General features: G+C 68.1%; 15 protein-coding genes. 7 read left to right on the forward strand and 8 right to left on the reverse strand.

Features of this window, described 5'->3' with window-relative positions:
- Positions 1-34: 34 nt before the first annotated feature.
- The 6 genes from BGO82_RS11745 to BGO82_RS11770 all read right to left on the reverse strand — a co-directional run bounded on the left by BGO82_RS11745 (position 35) and on the right by BGO82_RS11770 (position 7,579).
- On the reverse strand, positions 35-676 hold the full coding sequence (locus BGO82_RS11745) for an alpha/beta family hydrolase (RefSeq protein ID WP_291305786.1): 642 nt from the start codon (positions 674-676) through the stop codon (positions 35-37).
- Complete coding sequence (locus BGO82_RS11750; protein WP_291305787.1) at positions 676-1,752, reverse strand: tetratricopeptide repeat protein; 1,077 nt, start codon at positions 1,750-1,752, stop codon at positions 676-678. The genes BGO82_RS11745 and BGO82_RS11750 overlap by 1 nt, the downstream gene beginning before the upstream one ends.
- 9 nt (positions 1,753-1,761) lie before the next feature.
- A complete protein-coding gene (locus BGO82_RS11755; protein WP_291305788.1) occupies positions 1,762-2,667 on the reverse strand; it encodes a Ku protein in 906 nt (301 codons plus the stop codon).
- Between the two features lie 124 nt (positions 2,668-2,791).
- Positions 2,792-5,287 carry a DNA ligase D gene (gene ligD / locus BGO82_RS11760; protein ID WP_291305789.1) on the reverse strand — a complete coding sequence of 832 codons (2,496 nt, stop codon included), beginning with the start codon at positions 5,285-5,287 and terminating at the stop codon, positions 2,792-2,794.
- Positions 5,288-5,357: 70 nt separating this feature from the next.
- Positions 5,358-6,410 carry a HoxN/HupN/NixA family nickel/cobalt transporter gene (locus tag BGO82_RS11765; RefSeq protein WP_291305790.1) on the reverse strand — a complete coding sequence of 351 codons (1,053 nt, stop codon included), beginning with the start codon at positions 6,408-6,410 and terminating at the stop codon, positions 5,358-5,360.
- Positions 6,411-6,478: 68 nt separating this feature from the next.
- On the reverse strand, positions 6,479-7,579 hold the full coding sequence (locus BGO82_RS11770) for a lactonase family protein (RefSeq protein WP_291305791.1): 1,101 nt from the start codon (positions 7,577-7,579) through the stop codon (positions 6,479-6,481).
- A gap of 51 nt (positions 7,580-7,630) precedes the next feature.
- On the opposite strand from BGO82_RS11770, the gene BGO82_RS11775 reads away from it, so the two are divergent.
- A complete protein-coding gene (locus BGO82_RS11775; protein ID WP_291305792.1) occupies positions 7,631-8,050 on the forward strand; it encodes a low affinity iron permease family protein in 420 nt (139 codons plus the stop codon).
- Between the two features lie 68 nt (positions 8,051-8,118).
- Complete coding sequence (locus BGO82_RS11780; RefSeq protein WP_291305793.1) at positions 8,119-8,985, forward strand: NAD(P)-dependent oxidoreductase; 867 nt, start codon at positions 8,119-8,121, stop codon at positions 8,983-8,985.
- A 174-nt stretch (positions 8,986-9,159) separates the two neighbouring features.
- On the opposite strand, the gene BGO82_RS11785 is transcribed toward BGO82_RS11780, so the two are convergent.
- Positions 9,160-9,885 carry a hypothetical protein gene (locus BGO82_RS11785; RefSeq protein WP_291305794.1) on the reverse strand — a complete coding sequence of 242 codons (726 nt, stop codon included), beginning with the start codon at positions 9,883-9,885 and terminating at the stop codon, positions 9,160-9,162.
- A gap of 150 nt (positions 9,886-10,035) precedes the next feature.
- On the opposite strand from BGO82_RS11785, the gene BGO82_RS11790 reads away from it, so the two are divergent.
- Both BGO82_RS11790 and BGO82_RS11795 read left to right on the forward strand, forming a co-directional pair.
- Positions 10,036-11,025 (forward strand): serine protease, encoded by a 990-nt coding sequence (locus tag BGO82_RS11790; protein ID WP_291305795.1) that lies wholly within the window; start codon positions 10,036-10,038, stop codon positions 11,023-11,025.
- Between the two features lie 133 nt (positions 11,026-11,158).
- Positions 11,159-12,214, forward strand: a complete 1,056-nt coding sequence (locus BGO82_RS11795; RefSeq protein WP_291305796.1) for a serine protease — start codon at positions 11,159-11,161, stop codon at positions 12,212-12,214.
- Positions 12,215-12,412: 198 nt separating this feature from the next.
- Here the strand turns inward: BGO82_RS11795 and BGO82_RS11800 are convergent, their stop codons facing one another.
- A complete protein-coding gene (locus BGO82_RS11800; protein WP_291305797.1) occupies positions 12,413-14,692 on the reverse strand; it encodes a caspase family protein in 2,280 nt (759 codons plus the stop codon).
- A gap of 169 nt (positions 14,693-14,861) precedes the next feature.
- On the opposite strand from BGO82_RS11800, the gene BGO82_RS11805 reads away from it, so the two are divergent.
- The 3 genes from BGO82_RS11805 (at position 14,862) to BGO82_RS11815 (ending at position 18,906) form a co-directional block, all read left to right on the forward strand.
- On the forward strand, positions 14,862-16,289 hold the full coding sequence (locus tag BGO82_RS11805; protein ID WP_291305798.1) for a mannose-1-phosphate guanylyltransferase/mannose-6-phosphate isomerase: 1,428 nt from the start codon (positions 14,862-14,864) through the stop codon (positions 16,287-16,289).
- Between the two features lie 406 nt (positions 16,290-16,695).
- On the forward strand, positions 16,696-17,517 hold the full coding sequence (locus tag BGO82_RS11810) for an N-formylglutamate amidohydrolase (protein ID WP_291305799.1): 822 nt from the start codon (positions 16,696-16,698) through the stop codon (positions 17,515-17,517).
- Positions 17,518-17,544: 27 nt separating this feature from the next.
- The gene (locus BGO82_RS11815) at positions 17,545-18,906 is read left to right on the forward strand and encodes a glutamine synthetase family protein (protein ID WP_291305800.1); all 1,362 of its coding nucleotides are present in this window, start codon (positions 17,545-17,547) and stop codon (positions 18,904-18,906) included.
- Positions 18,907-18,913 lie beyond the last annotated feature (7 nt).

An 18,913-nucleotide genomic window follows, 5' to 3' on the forward strand; every position in this document is an offset into this window, starting at 1 on the left:
TGCGGGGGAGGGAGGCCGCCACATCGCGCCGGGCTCACGCCGCGACCCGCCCCACCCATTCGCGCACCTTGCCGGCCACCGCCGCCAGATGCTGCGCCGCGGCGAAGCCCGATATGGCCTTGCGCGGCTTCAGGTCGTGGTCGCCGTCCTCCAGCCAGAACAGCTCGATCTCGTCGTTGAGCCCGTACTCGCCCACCTCGGTGCGGTCGCCGAACTCGTCGCGCGTGCCCTGGCAGATCAGCGTCGGCGTCTTCAGCTTGATGAGATGCGCCGTGCGCAATTGCTGCGGCCGCCCCGGCGGGTGGAACGGATAGCCGAGGCACAGCAGCCCCGCGATCCGCCCCGCCGCAAACTCCGCGTCGGCGACCATGCTGGCGACGCGCCCGCCCATCGACTTGCCGCCGATGATCAGCGGGCCATTGGTCGGACCGAGGTCGTCGATCGCCGCCACAAATTCAGGCATCACCGTCTCGGCCCTGGGCGGCGGCTTGCGCGTGCCCGTCCGCCGCGCCGCCATGTAGCCGAACTCGAACCGCGCCACGCGGAACCCGGCGCCGGCCAGGGCCTTCGCGGTGGCCGTCATCGCGGCGGAATCCATCGGCGCCCCCGCGCCATGCGCCAAAAGCAGCGTGACGCGGGCGTCTTCGGGGCCGTCGAACAGGAAATCGGTGGGCATCAGCTGGCGGACTTTCGCTCGTTGAGATCGACGAACGCGATGCCCCGGCTCGCGGTTCGCGCCCATTCGCTGTCCTGGTCGAGCTCGAGATAGCGCGCCCACGCCGCGCGCGCCGCCGCCAGTTCCCCGGCGTCGAATTCCAGCGAGGCGAGATTGTAGATCGCATCGGCATAGTCGGGATCGATGGCGATGGCGCGCTTGAGGTGCTGCCGCGCCGCCGCGATCTTGCCCTCGTCGCGCAGCAATGCCGCGAAGTTGAACCACGCTTCGACGAACCCCGGATCGAGCTTGATGGCGAGCGCATAGGCCGCCGCCGCTTCGTCGGCTTCGCCCAGCGCGCGGAAGCAGTTGGCGCGGTTGTAGCTCGCCACCGAATCCGACGGGTCGAGCGCCAGGCAGCGGCCATAGAGCACCGTCGCCTCGGCATGGAGCTTGGCGTCCTCCGCCTGCTCGGCCAGCGCGAAATAGGCTTCCGTGTCGTCGTCGGGCGGCTCCAGCGGCAGCAGCCGCTGCCCGTCGAGCTCGCTCTTGTTGGCGGCGTCGCCGGCATAGATCTTGCCCGGCCCGTCCGGGTGCAGCGACAGCGCCGTCAGCGACGCCACCGGCCCGGCGTGATGCACCGAGCGCACCACCGCCAGCCAGCCGGCGCCCCCGGCGACCAGCCCGGCATATTTCTTGGCGAGGATCAGGTCGCGGAACGAGAACGGCTCGCTGTCGTGCTCGAACGCGTCGAACAGCACCAGCCGGTCGAACACATCCTCATCGAGCCGCGACTGCTCCAGCATCGAGCGCCGCCCGATCTCGGCCCGCTCCGGCGCCTCCATGAGATGCAGCCAGCGCAGGAAGGCGTTCTCGCTCAAGAGCTTCACGCCGCTGAGCTTCAGCGCCGCGAGCTTGGCCTCGATCTCGGCTTCACTCTTGCCGATGAGCTTGCGCCCGATCACCACGCGCTGCGTCTGCCGCGTCACGCCGCGATGCAGCCGCCCGCCGCGGCCGGCGACCGCCCGCGCGGCGAGCCGTTGCGGAAACGCCTCCAGCGCTCCCACAATGCCGACGCTCGCCGGAGTTTGCGCCATCCTGCTCGATCAGGCCTTCTTGCGCGCCGGCGCCTTGGCCGCCGCGGCCTTGCTGGCCGCCACCGCCTGCTTCAGCGACGGCTTGGCCGGCTTTTTTGCCGCCGCCGGTTCGGCGCTCTTGGATTTGCTCGGGGCGGCGGGCTTGGCCTGTCCCAGGCTCGCCTTCAGCGCATCCATGAGGTTGATGACGTTGCCGCGCTCGGGCGCCGCCGCGATGATCGGCTTGTGGCCCTTGAGCTTCTCCTTGATCATCGCCATCAGCGCCGTCTCGTAGCGATCCTCATAGGCCTTCGGGTCGAAATGCGTCACCTTCTGCTCGATCAGCTTTTCGGCGAGCTGCAGCATTTCCGGGTCGGTCTTGATGTCGGGGATTTCGTCGAAATAGGCGCTGGTCGAGCGCACCTCGCGCGGATCGCGCAGCGTCGTCACGAACATGCCCTTGTCGCGCGCCCCGATGGTGACGACGCGCTCACGGCTCGACATCACCAGCCGGGCGATGGCCAGCTTGCCGGCCGCCCGCATCGCGTCGCGCAGCACCGCGAACGTCTCCTCCGCCATCGCCCCGTCCGGCGCCAGGTAGTACGGTGAGTCCTGGTAGATCACGTCCACCTCGCTCTCGTCGACGAACGCCTCGATGTTGAGCGTGTGGTTGGATTCGATCCGCACCGCGTCGAGGTCCTCGTCGTCGATGATGATGTACTGCTTGTCCTCGTACTCGTAGCCGCGCACCAGATCCGAGCGCTCCACCAGCCCGAGCTCGGGGTCCACCGGCTTCATGTTGATGCGGTTGTGCGTGTCCTTGTGCAACTGGTTGAAGCGGATCTTTTCGTTCGCGCTCACCGCCGGGTAGAGCCGCACCGGGCAGCTCACCAGGCTCAGCTTGATGTATCCCTTCCAACTGGCTCTCGGCGCCATCGGTCGACTCCATGCGGTACGCGGCACAAACGGAGGGCGATTTTAGTCTAAATCGGCCGGTTGGTCGATGTAGGGTAAACGGGAGCGGTTAATGCCGCCTGCAACCGGCCCTGCGCCATCCCGCCTATCCCAGCCGCTTCAGCGCCGCCGCCAGGTCCCCGGCATGCTCGTCCATCGCCGCCCACGGGTCGCCATGCGCCGCCACCAGGCCGGGCAGCGTCGAATAGTTGAAGTCCTCGGGCGCCGTGACCGACGGCAGATCGTCCCAGTTCAGCGGCGTCGAAGCCGGCAAATTCGCCCGCGCCCGTAGGCTGTACGGGGCCACGGCGGTGGCGCCGCGGTAATTGCGGTGGAAGTCGATGAAGATGCGCCGGCTGCGCTTGTCCTTGGCCATGTTGACCACGAAAATCTCCGGCGCCGCCCTGGCGATGCGCGCGGCGATCTCGCCGGTGCCGGCATGCACTTTCTTCCAGTCGAGCCTGGGCTTGAGCGGCACCACCACGTGCAGCCCCTTGCCGCCCGAGGTCTTCACATAGGGCGTGAGCCCCAGCGCCTCGAGCTGCGTCTTGACGAAGAACGCCGCCTCGACGCTCTGCCGGAACCTGATGCCCTCGCCCGGATCGAGGTCGAAGATGATGCGGTCGGGCGTCTCCAGCGCGCTCGCCCAATGGCACCCCCAGGCGTGGAACTCGATCACCCCGAACTGCGCCAGCGCCAGATAGCCCTTGGCATCCTCGATCGAGATATATGCCTTGAGCTCGCCCTCCTCGCTGCTCATCGTCTCGAAGCTGGCGATCGTCGGCGGCATGCCGGTGAACGGATGGCGCTGGAAGAAGATGTCGTCGAGCCGGCCGCTCGGGCTGCGCACCAGCGACACCGGCCGCCCGAACAGGTGCGGCAGCATGAAGTCCCCCACCGCCGCATAATAGATCGCGACGTCGAGCTTGGTCGGCCCGCTCTTGCCGAACAGCCGCCGCGTCGGGTTGGTCACCCAGATGCCGGCGAGGTCCGCGTCCGAGATCAGCCGCTGCCGCGGCGCCGGCGTGGCGCTGGCGGTGATCTCGGGCTCGCGCAGCCCCTTGAACACCGCATGCCGTACCCAATTGTCGGCCGTGAGGTTGGCGTAGTGCACATGCGCCGTCAGCACCGGCCGCACCGCGATCACGTCCTTGGGCATGCCGTCGAGCCGCTGCTCCGGCGCCGCCAGCGGCTCCAGCCGCGCGAGGATCGACACCAGCTCGTCGGCCGCGAAGCCGGTGCCGCATTTGCCGCGATAGACCAGCTCGCCGTCCACCCATTGCCCCAGCGCCAATGCGCCGATGCCCGCCGCCGCCGGCGACAGCGTGTAGCCGACGATGGGGAACTCGCCCGCCTGCAGCGCCTTGATCTTCACCCAGCTCTTGCTGCGCGCCTGTACATACGGCGCATCCACGCGCTTGCTGAGGATGCCCTCGAGCCCCATCTCCGTCGCATGGTCGTACAGCACCTGCCCGTCGCCGGTGATGCCGTCGCTGAACTGGATGGCCGAGCTCGGCGACAGCACCGGCGCCAGCAGCCCCTGCAGCGCCGCCTTGCGCGCGACGAGCGGTACCTTGGTCAGATCGTAGCCGTCGAGATAGACCAGGTCGAAGGCGAAATAGGTCAGCCGTTCGCTGGCGTGCTCGCTCAGCGCCTGCTGCAGATCGGCGAAATGCGACACCCCGCTGTCGTCGATCACCACGATCTCGCCGTCGAGGATCGCGTCCTTGCACGGCAGCGCCGCGAACGCCTCGGCCAGCACGCCGTATTTGTCGGTCCAGTCGAGCCCGCCGCGGGTGATCAGCTTCACCGTGCCGCCGCTGACATGCGCCATGGTGCGGTAGCCGTCGAACTTGATCTCGTGCAGCCAGCCCTCGCCATGCGGCGGTGTCTCCACCTGCGTCGCAAGCTGCGGCTTGAAGCTGGTGCGCGGCATCGCCGCCTTGGCCGCGCCCTTGAGCTTGCCCGGCGAAGGCTTCGCCGGCTTTGCCGCCCTGGCCTTCGGCGCCGCCTTGCTCGCCGTGTCGGCCGCCAGCACTTCCTCGATCGTCATCCCGGATTTGACGCTCTCCGGCCGTGTCGCGAGGATATCGGTCTTGGTGTCGACGCCGCTGTCCTTCTCCTTGATGAACAGCCAGTTGTTCTTGCCCTCGCCGGGTCTGCCCTTCATCCGCACCAGCACCCAGCCGCCCTTGAGCTTTTCGCCCCACAGCCGGAACTTGAAATCGCCCGTCTTCAGCCCCGCCTCGGGGTCGCCCATCGGCGCCCAGGTGCCGGTGTCCCACACGATCATCGGCCCGCCGCCATATTCGCCCGCGGGGATCACGCCCTCGAAGTCGATGTAGTCGAGCGGATGGTCCTCGGTCTCGGCGGCGTAGCGCTTGTCGGCCGGGTTGAGCGACGGCCCCTTGGGCACCGCCCAGCTCTTCAGCACCCCGCCCAGCTCGAGCCGCAGATCATAATGGTCGGCGCTCGCCGCATGCTTGTGGATGACGAAGCGCTGTCCATCGCCGCCCGCGCTGCCGCCCGCCGGCTCCGGCGTCTTGCTGAAATCGCGTTTCTGCCGATAGGCGCTGAGCGACGCTTTGCTGCTGCTGGCCATGAAACTCCCCGCCCGGCCCCGGCCTCACGGGGCGGCGACCCCTCGACCGCGGCGCCGGGTCGCCCGATGGCTACGGCTGCGCCAGCTCGTCATATTTGTTGGCGCGATACACCAGCGTCGAGATCAGCCAGCTCGCAAGGAACACGCCCACCACCGCATAGCCGAAATTGGTGAGGTTCTCGTTGAGATTGCCGATCACGTCCCACACGCCGCCGCTGAGCTCGAGCTTGTTCGAGATCAGGCCCAGCGCCTCGACGCTGCCGATGAACACCGCCACCGCCACCGACGCCGCGGTGATGGTGAGGTTGTACCACAGCTTGCGGATCGGGTTGACGAAGGCCCAGCCATAGGCGCCCACCATCGCCACGCTGTCGGCGGTGTCGACCAGCGCCATGCCGGCGGTGAACAGCGCCGGGAACACCATGATCGACCAGAAATTCATGCCGCTCGCCGCCTGCGTCGCCGAAATGCCGAGCAGCCCGATCTCGGTCGCCGTGTCGAAGCCCAGCCCGAACAGCACGCCCACCGGATACATGTGCCAGCTGTGCCGCACCACGCCGAACACCCGCCGGAAGATGCGGGCGAAGAAGCCGCGGCCGGCCAGCATCTGGTCGAGATCCTCGTCGAGGATCCTGTCGCCGCGCTTGGCCCGCTGAAACGCCGCCCAGATGCCGCGCAGCACGATCAAATTGGCCAGCCCGATGGCCAGCAGGAACACGGCCGACACCACCGTGCCGATCACCCCGCCGACCTCGTGGAAAGCGTCGAGCTGCATCTGCAGCGCCGCCGCGCTCGCCGCGATGATCGCCGAGGCAACCACCACGATCGAGGAATGCCCGAGCGAAAAGAACAGCCCCACGCCGAGCGGCGTCTTGCCCGCCTGCATCAGCTTGCGCACCACATTGTCGATGGCCGCGATGTGGTCGGCATCGAACGCATGGCGCAGCCCGAACACATAGGCGAGGAACGCCGTGCCCATCAGCACCGGCTGGCCAGAGAACTCGGCGAAGGCCCACGCCCAGGCGATGGCGTTGAACGCCACCAGCCCGCCGAACATGAAGGTGAGCCGGTGACGCGTCCGCGCCCCGCCGAACAGCGTGCCGAGGGCAGTGGGGTGGTGCATTCGATCGATCCTGTTGACGGCAAACGCTAATCGGGCGGCGCCGGCGAGTCAAAGCCGAAGCCCGCCTCTCACCCCAGGGTCGGATGGAAGGCGATGGCTGTCGGCGATCCGATGTCGAGGCGGCCGAGCGCCGTCAGCCGGCCGTCGGCGTAGCGGAAAAAGTCGATGCGGTCGCTCTCCTGGTTGGCCACCGCCAGCAACCGCCCGCTCGGGTCGAACGCGAAATCGCGCGGTACCCGGCCGCCGCTCGGCATCGCCGCCTCGAAATGCGCCACCCCGTCGGCGCCCACCGCCAGCCGGGCGAGGCTGTCGTCGCCGCGGTTGGAAACGAACACATGCTGCCCCGCGGCATCGGTCGCGATCGCCGCCGGATAGTTGATGCCGCTGGCTCCGGCCGGCCGCGTCGGCGTTACCCCGATCGGCGTGAAGCTGCCCTCGGCCGCCGCGAAGGCGAAGCTGGTGACCGTCGAATCGAGCTCGTTGGCCACATAGGCCCAGCGCCCATTGGGGTGGAACACGAAATGCCGCGGCCCGGCGCCCGGCGCCAGCGCCGCCTCGCCATGCGGCGCCAGCGCCCCGCTTGCTGCGTCGAACCGATGCACCACCAGCCGGTCGAGGCCGAGATCGGCCACCACCACGAAGCGGTTGTCCGGCGTCCAGCGCACGCAATGGGCGTGCGAGCGGTCCTGCCGCGCCGTGTCCGGCCCGGTGGCGCCCAGATGCTCGGCCTCGCCCGTCACCGCGCCGAGGCCGCCCTCGGCCGTGCGCTCCACCACCAGCAGCGAGGCGCTGTGCGTCGCCGCCGGCACCGCGCTGTAATTGACCACGCCGGCATGCCGTCCGTTCCGGTCGAACCCGAGATGCGCCGGCGTATAGCCATGCGTGCCGATGCGGCCGAGCAGCCCGATGCGGCCGCTGCCGGCATCGATCGCATAGGCGCTGACCAGCCCCTCGGCGGCGCCGGCAAGCTCGCTCACCGCCAGCAGCGATCTGCCGTCCGGCGCCACCGCCACGAAGGTCGGGTTTACCACATTGGCTTCCTGCGACAGCAGCTCGGCCGCGCCAGTCTCGAGGTCGAGCCGCAGCGCCGAAATCCCCTGTCCGGCCGGCTTGGCCACGTAACCGAGCTTGCTCGTGCAGCTCCCCACGAACATCAATGCCTTGGCCATGCCGTCCTCCCCACGCAACCGCCCGCGCTGCGGCGGCGTTTATGCCCTGTCATGAGCTCACCTGGACCGTTTCTGCGCTTTTCGCACACCGTCTCGCGCCTCGCCGGCAAGCCGATCACCTTCGCCGCCGCATGTATCCTGATTCTGCTGTGGGCGGTGGCCGGACCTGTGTTCGGCTATTCCGAGACCTGGCAATTGGTGGTCAACACCGCCACCACCATCATCACCTTCCTCATGGTGTTCGTGTTGCAGAACACCCAGAATCGCGACGGCGAGGCGGTGCAGGCCAAGCTCGACGAGCTGATCTATGCGCTGCGCGAGGCCGACAACCGCTTCGTCGCCGCCGAAAAGCTCAGCGACAAGGAGCTGCACGCCCTGCGCGAACGCCTGACGCAGCAATGCGATCGTGCCGGGGAAGAGCTCGAGCGCCGCGGCAAGAGCAGTCCGGCAAAGGTCTCCGAGCCCGCCTGAGCGCAGAGCGTGCTTTGCACCGCCGTGCCGTCCGGCTATCACCGCCGCATCATCCAGTGGAGGCGATCATGGTCAAGGCGGCATTTCTCGGGCTCGGCATCATGGGGTCCCCGATGGCGCGCCACCTCGGGGCCGGGGGGCACGAGGTCACCGTGTACAACCGCACCGCCGCCCGCGCCGAGGCGTGGGTCGCCGCCAATGGCGGCCGCGCCGCGCCCACGCCCCGCGTCGCCGCCCAAGGGCAGGACATCGTCTTCGCCTGCGTCGGCAATGACGACGATCTGCGCGCCGTGACGCTCGGGCCCGACGGCGCCTTCGCCGGCATGGCCGAGGGCAGCATCTTCGTCGACCACACCACCGCTTCCGCCAGCGTCGCGCGCGAGCTCCACGCCACCGCGGCGGCCCGGGACGTGGCCTTCCTCGACGCTCCGGTGTCCGGCGGCCAGGCCGGCGCCGAGAGCGGCCAGCTCACCGTCATGGTCGGCGGCGACCAGCCCGCCTTCGCCCGCGCCGAGCCGGTGATCCGGAGCTATGCCCGCGCCTGCCGCCTGCTCGGCCCCGCCGGTTCCGGCCAGCTCGCCAAGATGATGAATCAGATCTGCATCGCCGGCATCGTCCAGGGCCTCGCCGAAGCCATCCATTTCGGCAAGTCGGCCGGCATGGACGTCGAGGCCGTCATCGACGTCATCTCCAAGGGCGCCGCGCAATCGTGGCAAATGGAAAACCGTTATAGAACCATGCTCGCCGGCAAGTACGATTTCGGCTTCGCCGTCGACTGGATGCGCAAGGACCTCGGCATCGTCCTCGACGAAGCCCGCGCCAACCACGCCCGCCTGCCGCTGACCGCCCTGGTCGATCAGTTCTACGCCGACGTGCAGGCCCTGGGCGGCAACCGCTGGGACACGAGCAGCCTGCTGGCCCGTCTGGAGAAATAAGTCCGCAGTCGGCGCACCTCTCCCGCTTGCGGGGGATGGGGACCACGCGCAGCGTGGTGGAGGGGGCGGCCCCACGCTCAGTGCTTGTGGCCGCCCCCTTCCGTCGGCTTCGCCGCCACCTTCCCCCGCAAGCGGGAGAAGGGACCCGACTGCACCGTCAGTTTCCTCACACGCTCAGAACATCCCCAGGAACTTCGCCCGGTTGATCTCGCCATCCACGAACCGGCGGGTCCAGTCGCCATAGCCGGCATAGCCGTCGGCCTGCCGCCGTTCGGCGTAGCGGCCGAAATACAGCCAGAAGCTCGAGGCTTCCGAGCCGAAGAACGTCTTCAGCACCGCATAGTCGCAGATCGCCTCGTTGGCGCAGATCGCGGCGCGCTCGAAGAAGTGGAACACCTTGTCGGCATCCTTGTCGGCCTCGGACACGAAGGCGTCGTCCTTGCCGGTCACCGCCTCGCCGATATTGCCGTAAAGCAGCGCCCGCTCCGCCGCATTGTCGCCCACCGCGGCGATGGTGTCGGCGTTCTGCTGATAGAGCGGCAGCAGCAAATCGTTGATCCGGGCATAGGCGTCCTGGTAGCCGCCGGTCTCCCATTCCTGCACCAGGTTGAGCGACTGCGTCACCCGCGAATCGGCCTTCTGCCGGTCGTATTCGAACAGCCCGAAGGTCAGCGCCAGCACTGTCACCAGCTTCAGGATCACCGCCGCGACTTCGTCGACGCGGTGCAGCGACGAATAATTGTCCTCGACCTTGAGCGGCTTGGACACCGCCTCGATGATGCCGACGCCCACATGCGCCGCCTCGTGCAGCTGGCTGGCCTTGCGGCCGTCATCGTCGCGCTCCGACTCCTCGTTGCGCGCGGCCCTGCTGCGTCCCTTCGGTGGCGGCTTTGTGTCCATATCCATCTGGTTTTAAAGGCAAAATCGCCGCAAAGAAAGGCCGATTCCGTCGGAAATCCGACCCAACCATTGGCCAATATCCTCGCCGTTCAAACTGCATTCATGTTGGATGCGGATAGAGAGGCAGGGGCCGGGAGGGCAGGGGGGAACATGCCGACGACGCCGAGACTGGCTTGCGCGCTGGCGCTGCTGTGCGGTGTCGCGCTGCCGGCATGCGCCGCGCCGCCCGATCCTTATACCGTGGTTCCCGCCGACCGCGCGGCGCGCCTCGCCGCCGCCGCCGGCAATACCGACCGCGTCTTCGGCGGCGAGCCGGTGCCCGAGGGCCGCTATCCGTTCCAGGTGGCGCTGCTCAAGGCCTCCGTCCTCGATGCCGCCCCCGAGAGCCAGTACAAGGCGCAGTTCTGCGGCGGCACGCTGGTGGCGGCGAGCTGGGTGCTGACCGCCGCCCATTGCCTGCGCGAGGGCGACCGCCAGCTCGATGCGTCCGATTTCGTCATCCTCGCCGGTTCGACCGACCTCGAACTGGGCCGCCGCGTCGCCGTCAGATCGATCAGCATCGATGCCGGCTTCGACAACCAGTCGATGGACCACGACGCCGCGCTCATCGAGCTCGCCACCCCGCTCGACCTCGCCCCGGTGGCGCTCGATTTCACCGGCGCCGGCGCCGCCAGCGCCACCGTCCTCGGCTGGGGCATGGACGAGCAGGGCCAGTATCCGCGCCGCCTCCTCGGCACCGAGATCGACATCGTCGGCAACGACGCCTGCAACATCGCCATCAAGGCCATCTACGCCAAGGCGCTGCGCTTGAGCCTCGACGCGCTCGGCGCGCAATACCGCATCCGCCCCACCGACACCGCCCGCATCGGCGACGAATTCGCCGCAACCCTCGGCGATCCGCTGACCGGCGCCATGCTCTGCGCCGGCCTCAAATCCGGCAGGCGCGACGCCTGCTACGGCGACAGCGGCGGCCCGCTGATCGCCGACCGCGGCGGCCGCCCGGTGCAGCTCGGCATCGTCAGCTGGGGCGAGGGGCCGGCCAGCGACGAGATCAAATGCGGCCACCAGGACGTCTACGGCGTCTATTCCCGCATCGCCAGTTTCCGCGACTGGCTGCAGTCGCGCCTCGCCGGCAGCTAGGGAGGCGCCCGCGACAGCATCCCCGACCCGCACCATCCGCCTTCGCCCCGTCGTCTCGCCGGCCCGCCCGGACATTGACGGGCGCGCAAATCCTGATTTCTATCGTCATAGTCAAAACAAGGAAAAACCCACCATGCAGGCCAGGAACGTCACCGGTCTTTCTACCCTCACCAGTATTTCGGCGCTGATGCTCGGCGTTGCTTTGCTCGCCACTCCCGCACTGGCGGAAGACGAGGTCGCCGGCGCCAAGGGCACGCCCGTCACCAACCGCGACGCGCCGGTCACCCTGCCGGGCAACATCCAGCAGAAGCCGGTGCCCAAGATCGACCCCGCCTCGCTGAGCCGCGGCCTCGAGGGCATGGACGCCGCCACTGCCGCCGACAGCATGGCCACCCTGAGCCGCAGCGCCGACGGCACCGAATCCGAGACGCCGGCCTCCGGCGAATTGCGCGACATCCTCAACCAGGAGGTCGAGGGCAGCGGCAAGAGCCAGATGTCGACCGACCGCGTCGTCGTCGGCACCGACGACCGCGTGCAGGTCACCGACATCACCCAGTATCCGCTCTACACCGTCGGCTGGCTGATCATCCAGGACCAGAAGGGCAACTACTCCACCTGCACCGGCACCATGATCGGGCCGAAATCGGTGATCACCGCCGCCCACTGCGTCTACGACCACGACAATGGCGGCTGGGCCAAGGACATCATCTTCGCCCCCGCCGCCACCGACGCGCAGACCGCTCCGGTCGGCGTCTTCGAATGGGCCGACGCCAACATCCTCAAGGGCTTCGTCACCAATTACGACGGCAAGAACTACGGCTCCGCCATGCCGTGGGATCTGGCCGAGATCGAGCTCAAGGAGCAGGCCGGCGACCAGGTCGGCTGGATGGGCTTCCGCGTCGACGACGCCACCGACCTCAAGGCCACCATCATCGGCTACCCGGGCGACAAGCCCGAGGGCACCATGTGGAAGGTCAGTTGCGACGTGCCGCCCGACCATTTCGGCGAGCAGCTCTTCTGGCACGATTGCGACACCTTCGCCGGCTCGTCGGGCAGCGCCATGTGGGACCTCAACGCCAAGGGCGAACCCTCGATCCGCGGCATCAACGTCGCCGAGGACGACAAGGTGAACTACGCCGTCCGCCTCACCAAGGCTTACTTCCAGTTCCTCAAGGACAACTACAAGTAAGCCGGCGCCGCAAAGCGAAGGGCCCGTGGGAAACCACGGGCCCTTTTGTTATGCCGTTCTACCCGCAGTCGGCGCTCCTCTCCCGCTTGCGGGGGAGGGGGACCACGCGAAGCGTGGTGGAGGGGGCGGCCCCACACTCAGTGCAGGCGTGTTGTCACGAGCGTCGTCCCCGCAAGCGCGAGAAGGGCCCCGACTGCCTCACCCCGCGCACGATCCTTCCGGCACCTTGTCCCCGGCCGGCGTGATGTTGGCGGCCGCTTCCTTGCCCGTCGCCGCCAGCGCTTCCACCGGCACCATCACCACGGCGCCGCGCGGCGTCTTGGTGTCGGCGCTGGCGAGCGCCGTCGGCCCGCGCGTCGGCATGCCCGAGCCGAGATCGCTCAGCATCCCCAGCAACCCTTCGTCGCCTGGCCCGCGCGTGCGCGTCGGCAGCCCCGGCTGCGTCAGGAAGCTCAGATCGGTGAGGTCCTTGCCCGCCTCGTTCAGCACCGCCACGATCCGCTCGCTGCCCGCATCGCTGTCCGAGATGTCGGCCATCGGCTGGAACAGATGGTCGCCCGGCGCCAGCCGCGCCTGGCACAGCAGCGTGATGCCGTAATCGTGGTCGACATAGAGCACGTTGAAATCGAGCGGCTTGCCCGACGCATTGGTGAGCTCGACATGCAGCCGGTCGCCCGGCCGGACGATCGGCGTGCTGGTCGGGTCCATCGCCGCGATCTGGTCGCTGCCCGCCTGCTGCAGCCCGAAATTCAGCGCGAAATCCTTGGGCTTGAACGTGCTCGCCTGGCTCAGCCGCGACAGCCCCGTGGCGCGGAAGATGGTGACGAGGTTGCTCTCGAGCGCCTTGTCGAAACTCGCATCGCGCGCCACGGCCGACGTCGGCATCGGCAGGTTCGGCGCCGCCCTGGCCGGCTCCAGCGACACCTCGCCGCTGGTCGGCAGCAGCCACAGCTTCGGCGTCGGATCGTACGACGTCTTCTGCACCGTCGCCGCCGGGCTCAGCCTGGCCACCTGGTCGTCCGACAGCACCGCCAGCCGCACGTCGGCCGGCGCGCCCGGCTCCACCACGCGCAGCTTGAGCTGCGCCTGCGCGTCGGCGAGGATGGTGTCGAGCGCCGCGCTCACCGCCGCCACCTGCGCCGGGTCGGTGCTGGCCGGGTCTGGCTTCGACACCGTCAGCTCGAACGGATAGCTCACCTGCGCCAGCCGCACATAGGCGCCCTTGGGCACCGCCGCCGCCTCGATCGCCGGATGCGTGTCGTCGCTCGACACCGCCAGCGTCGAGCGCAGCTCGGTCGCCGACGTCACCTCCATCACCCCCAGCGCCTGCGCGTCGCTCGCCGACGGCGAGGGCAGCAGCAACAGCTTGGTGCCGGCGGCGAGGCCGTGCAGCTGCCCGGCCGAGATCGACATCGTCACATTGTCGCTGGCGAGCGCGATCGGCCACTGCTCGGCCGCCGCCGCGTCGGCGCTGCCGAACACCGGCGCGTCGAGCTTGCCCTCGAACATCGGCGTCGGCCGCAGCAGGTTCTGCGACGCGTAGTCGGCGAGCACGCTCTGCGCCAATTGCCGGTAGGTCTGGTTCGGGTTCTTGGCCAGCGACGAAAAGATCGCGTAGGTGAAGATGCCGTACGGCACGTCCGCCGTGCTGCCGTCCGCCTGCGTCACCGGAAAGCCGTGCTCCTGCGTCGGCTCGCTGGTGGCGGCGAAGAACGCCACCATGCCGCCGAGGTCGGCGCCGCTGTCGCTGTCGGCCATGGCGCCCGCCATCGGGACGGCGCGCTCGTTGCTGCCCGTGGTGTCGAGCACCGCCGGCTGCTCGAAGGCGCTGTCGGGAATGCCGAGGTCGGCCGGGTCGATCTTGCGGTCCATCGCGTCGCCGGGCGCGCCGCGCGTCATCGTCCCCGAGAAACAGGAATCGAACACGATCCACACGAAGGCCCCGGTCTTGCGGATGGCCTTCAGCGCCACCGACATCTCGTCGTCGGTCAGAACGTTGGGGTAGAATTTCGGGTTGTCGGGCGGCGCCATCTTGGCGTCGGCGGCCAGGAACACCTCGTCGCGCCCGTCCGGCTCGGTCGGATCGTTGAGCGCCGGCTGCTGCGTGCCGTGCCCGGAAAAGTGCAAATAGATGAAATCGCCCGGCTTGGCCTCGTCGGCGAGCTTGGCCAGGTTGTCGAGGATCGCCTGGTGCGTGCCCAGTTGCATCCCCTCGCCCGAGCCGAGCGCCACCACGTTCTGCGGCGCGAATTTCACTGGCGCGCTCCCCAGCAGATAGTCGCGGATCAGCGCCTCGTCGTTCTTGGGCCCCTTCAGCCAGTATTTCTGGTCGAGGTTTGGATAGTCGCTCGCCGCGACGATCAGCGCGTAGTTCTCGCCGGCCTGCGCCGCCCCGGCGACCATCGTGCCCAGGAAACAGACCGGCGCCAGCGCCAGCAACGACATCAGGCGGCGCGGCAGACGACTGCGATTGCCCATGGAACTCCCCCAAAATCCAGCGATTTCAACTGTCTGTTAGACGCATCGACTATGGCTGCTTGGTGGCGGAACGCAAGCCGGGCCGGGGTGTTTCGTGGGCACGCATACGGCCTTGCGGCCCCCGCATTTGCGTGGCTAATGCGGGCATCGACGAGTTGGAGCGTTTGCCATGAGCGGACAGATGATCCCGGTAATCCTTGCGGGCGGGCAGGGGACACGGCTGTGGCCGCTGTCGCGCAGTGCCCGGCCCAAGCAGTTCCTGTCGCTGACCGGCAAGCTCTCGCCGTTCCAGGAAACGCTGGAGCGGGTGCGCGACGACAGCCGTTACGCTGCTCCCATCGTCATCACCAATGCCGAGTACCGCTTCATCGTCGGCGAGCAGGCCGAGGAACTGGGCATCCCGCTCGCCGGCGTGCTGCTCGAGCCGGTGGCTCGCAACACCACCGCCGCCATTGCCGCCGCCGCCGTGTTCGCCGCGCAGAAATTCGGCGCCGACACGGTGCTGCACGTCTTGCCCTCCGACCACGCGGTCGAGACCGACGCCAATTACTGGCAGTCGGTGGATACCGCCAATGCCGCCGCGGCGGGGGGACGGCTGGTCACCTTCGGCATCGCCCCCACCGGCCCCGAAACCGGCTACGGCTACATCGAGGCCGGCAAGGACCGCGGCGACGGCACCCGCGAGGTCGCCCGCTTCGTCGAAAAGCCCGACCTGCAGAAGGCCGAAGCCATGCTGAAGCAGGGCGGCTTCTACTGGAACTCCGGCATGTTCATGCTCGGCACCGGCACCTTCCTCGCCGAGTGCCAGGCGCTGTCGCCCGAAAGCTACGAGGCGGCGCAGGGCGCCGTGGCCAACGCCAGGACCGACCTCGATTTCATTCGTCTCGACCTTCAGAGCTTCGAGACGGCGCCCAACATCTCGGTCGACTACGCCATCTTCGAAAAGACCCGGCTGGTGACGCTGATCCCGGTCAGCTTCTTCTGGTCCGATCTGGGCAGTTGGGACGCGGTGTGGAAGGTCTCCGCCAAGGACGCCGGCAACAACGCCGTGATGGGCGATGCCACGCTGTCCAACACGAAGAATTCTTTCGTCCTCAGCGAAAAGGCGCATGTGGCGGTCGAGGGGCTCGACGACGTGGCGGTGATCGCCACCGAGGACGCCGTCTATGTCGGCAGGCTCAGCGAGGCGCAGAAGGTCGGCGCCATGGTCAAGACCCTCAAGGCCAAACCCGACACACAGACCATCACCGAAATCCACCGCACCGCCTATCGCCCCTGGGGCGGCTATTCCTCGGTGCTCAACGGCGCCCGCTTCCAGGTCAAGCGCCTGTTCGTCAAGCCGGGCAAGAAGCTCAGCCTGCAAAAGCACCACCACCGCGCCGAGCATTGGGTCGTGGTTTCAGGCACCGCCGAGGTCACCTGCGACGGCAAGGTGACGATGCTCACCGAAAACGAGTCGATCTACCTGCCGCTCGGCTGCGTGCACCGCCTCGCCAACCCCGGCAAGATCCTGCTCGAGCTGATCGAGGTGCAGACCGGCTCCTATCTGGGCGAAGACGACATCATCCGCATCGAGGACGAATTCGGCCGCGCCTAGAGCGTTTCCAGGAAAAATGGCAACGGTTTCCTCCCGGACACGATCCGGGAGGAAACGCGACAAAACTAGAACAGGAACGCCAGCAGCGGCGCCCCCACCGCGATCACCACCACCACGATCGAGGGAATATCGGCATATCGCGCCTTGCGCACAAAACTGCTCATCGCTCTCCTCCGGGCTGATCGGGCAAAACGTCCGAACTTTGCCGGCGTTCCAGCTTCTCTGACGCGGCGGGGCGAGGCGGCAGGGAATTTCAGTCGGACTCCCCTCTCCCCGCCGGGGAGAGGGTGGCCGCGTAGCGGCCGGGTGAGGGCCGGATCGCCGGCAGTCTTCCCCGTTTGACAGTCTCCGCAAAACCGCATCAAGTGCGCGGCGGCGGCGCCTTTTGCCCGCCATCGAGGGCTCCATGGGATACGCAGCGGCGCCGCATCACGACGCGGATCTGGTTGCGCCGGTCAGGACCGTCAATGCGCAGGGCAACTCGCCTTTCGCGCTCGTCTGCGATCACGCCAGCAACCGCATCCCGCCCGCCTACGGCGATCTCGGCCTGCCGCCCTCCGAGCGCATCCGCCACATCGCCTGGGACCCCGGCGCGCTCGCCGTGTCGCTGCGCCTCACCGAGCTGCTCGATGCGCCGCTGGTGCACGCCACCACCTCGCGCCTCATCGTCGACTGCAACCGCTTCCCCGACGCCGACAGTTTCATCCCCGAAATTTCCGAATACACGGAAATCCCCGGCAATCGCGGCATCGCCGCCGCCGATCGGGCCGAGCGCATCGCCCGCTATTACGTGCCCTATCACGACGCCATCGATCGCCTGCTCGAAAGCCGCCGCGCCGCCGGGCTCGAAACCATCCTCGTGTGCATGCATTCCTTCACCCCGCTGTTCAAGGGCGTCGCCCGGCCCTGGCCGATCGGCATCCTGCCGGCCCCCGACGAGACCTACAGCCGCGCCCTGTTCGCGGCGCTCGCCGCCGAGGACCCGGCCATGCACATCGGCTGGAACGAGCCCTATGCCGCGGCCCGCGGCGTCTCCTACACCGTCGACCATCATGGCGCCGGCCTCGCCGCCACCATGATCGAAATCCGCCACGACGAAATCCTCGAGCCCGCCGGCGTCGATGCCTGGGCCGAGCGGCTGGCGAGGGGACTCGCCGCCGCCCGTACCACCATCGGTCACGCCCCCGCCGCATCCAGATCCGGTGTCGCCGCGCCGCCGGCGCAATAGCCATCCCGCCGCAAGGAGAGCCCGTTCATGCCCGCCTACACGCTCGCCCAGCTCAAAGCCGATGTCGCCGCCGGCGGCATCGACACCGTGCTGGTCGCCTTCCCCGACATGCAGGGCCGGCTGATCGGCAAGCGCTTCCAGGCCGAATTCTTCCTCAGTAGCGCCGTCGACGAAACGCATGGCTGCGACTACCTGCTCGCCGACGACATCGACATGGAGCCGGTGCCCGGCTACGAGGCCGCCAGCTGGGAGCGCGGCTACGGCGATTTCGTCATGCGGCCCGACATCGCCACGCTGATGCGATGCACCTGGCTCGAGGGCACGGCGCTGGTTCTCGCCGACCTCGTCGACCACCATCACCACGAGCCCGTCCCGCACAGCCCGCGCGCCATCCTCAAGGCGCAGCTCGCGCGGCTGGCCAGGCTCGGCCTCACCGCCAATTTCGCCAGCGAGCTCGAATTCTATTTGTTCGACGACAGCTTCCGCGCCGCCTTCGACAAGGGCTACCGCAACCTCGAAACCGCCGGCTACTACATCGAGGACTACCACATCTTCCAGACCACCAAGGAAGAAGGCGTGATGCGGGCGCTGCGCAAGCATCTCAACGCCTCCGGCATTCCGGTCGAGAACTCCAAGGGCGAATGGGGCCCCGGCCAGGAAGAGATCAACGTGCAATACGCCGAGGCCCTCGCCATGGCCGACCGGCACACGGTGCTGAAAAACGCCACCAAGGAGATTGCCCACGCCCAGGGCAAGGCCGTGACCTTCATGGCCAAATGGGATTTCGGCCTCGCCGGCTCCTCCAGCCACATCCACATGTCGCTCGCCAGGGCCGGCAAGAACGTCTTCGTCGACGGCAAGGATCCGCTCGGCATGAGCCCGATGATGAAGTCCTACATGGCGGGCCTGCTCACCTATGCCGGCGACATCACCTATTTCCTCGCCCCCTACATCAACTCCTACAAGCGCTTCCAGGCCGGCACCTTCGCCCCCACCAAGGCGATCTGGAGCCGCGACAACCGCACCGCCGGCTTTCGCCTGTGCGGCGAGAACACCAAGGGCGTGCGCGTCGAATGCCGCATCGGCGGCGCCGACCTCAACCCCTATCTCGCCTACGCCGCTTTGCTCGCCGCCGGCCTCAAGGGCATCGAGGACAAGCTCGAGCTCGAGCCGGCCTTCACCGGGGACGCCTACTCCGTCAGGAAGCTGCGCGAGGTCTCGCGCACCCTGCGCGACGCCACCGCCGCGCTCAGGAAGTCGAAAATGCTCGCCGATGCCTTCGGCCAGCAGGTGGTCGACCACTACGTCCACACCGCCGAATGGGAGCAGTTCGAATACGACCGCCGCGTCACCGACTGGGAGCTGAAGCGGGGGTTCGAACGATCGTAGCTTGTAA

The organism is Devosia sp. 67-54 (assembly GCF_001899075.1).
Classification (GTDB): domain Bacteria; phylum Pseudomonadota; class Alphaproteobacteria; order Rhizobiales; family Devosiaceae; genus Devosia_A.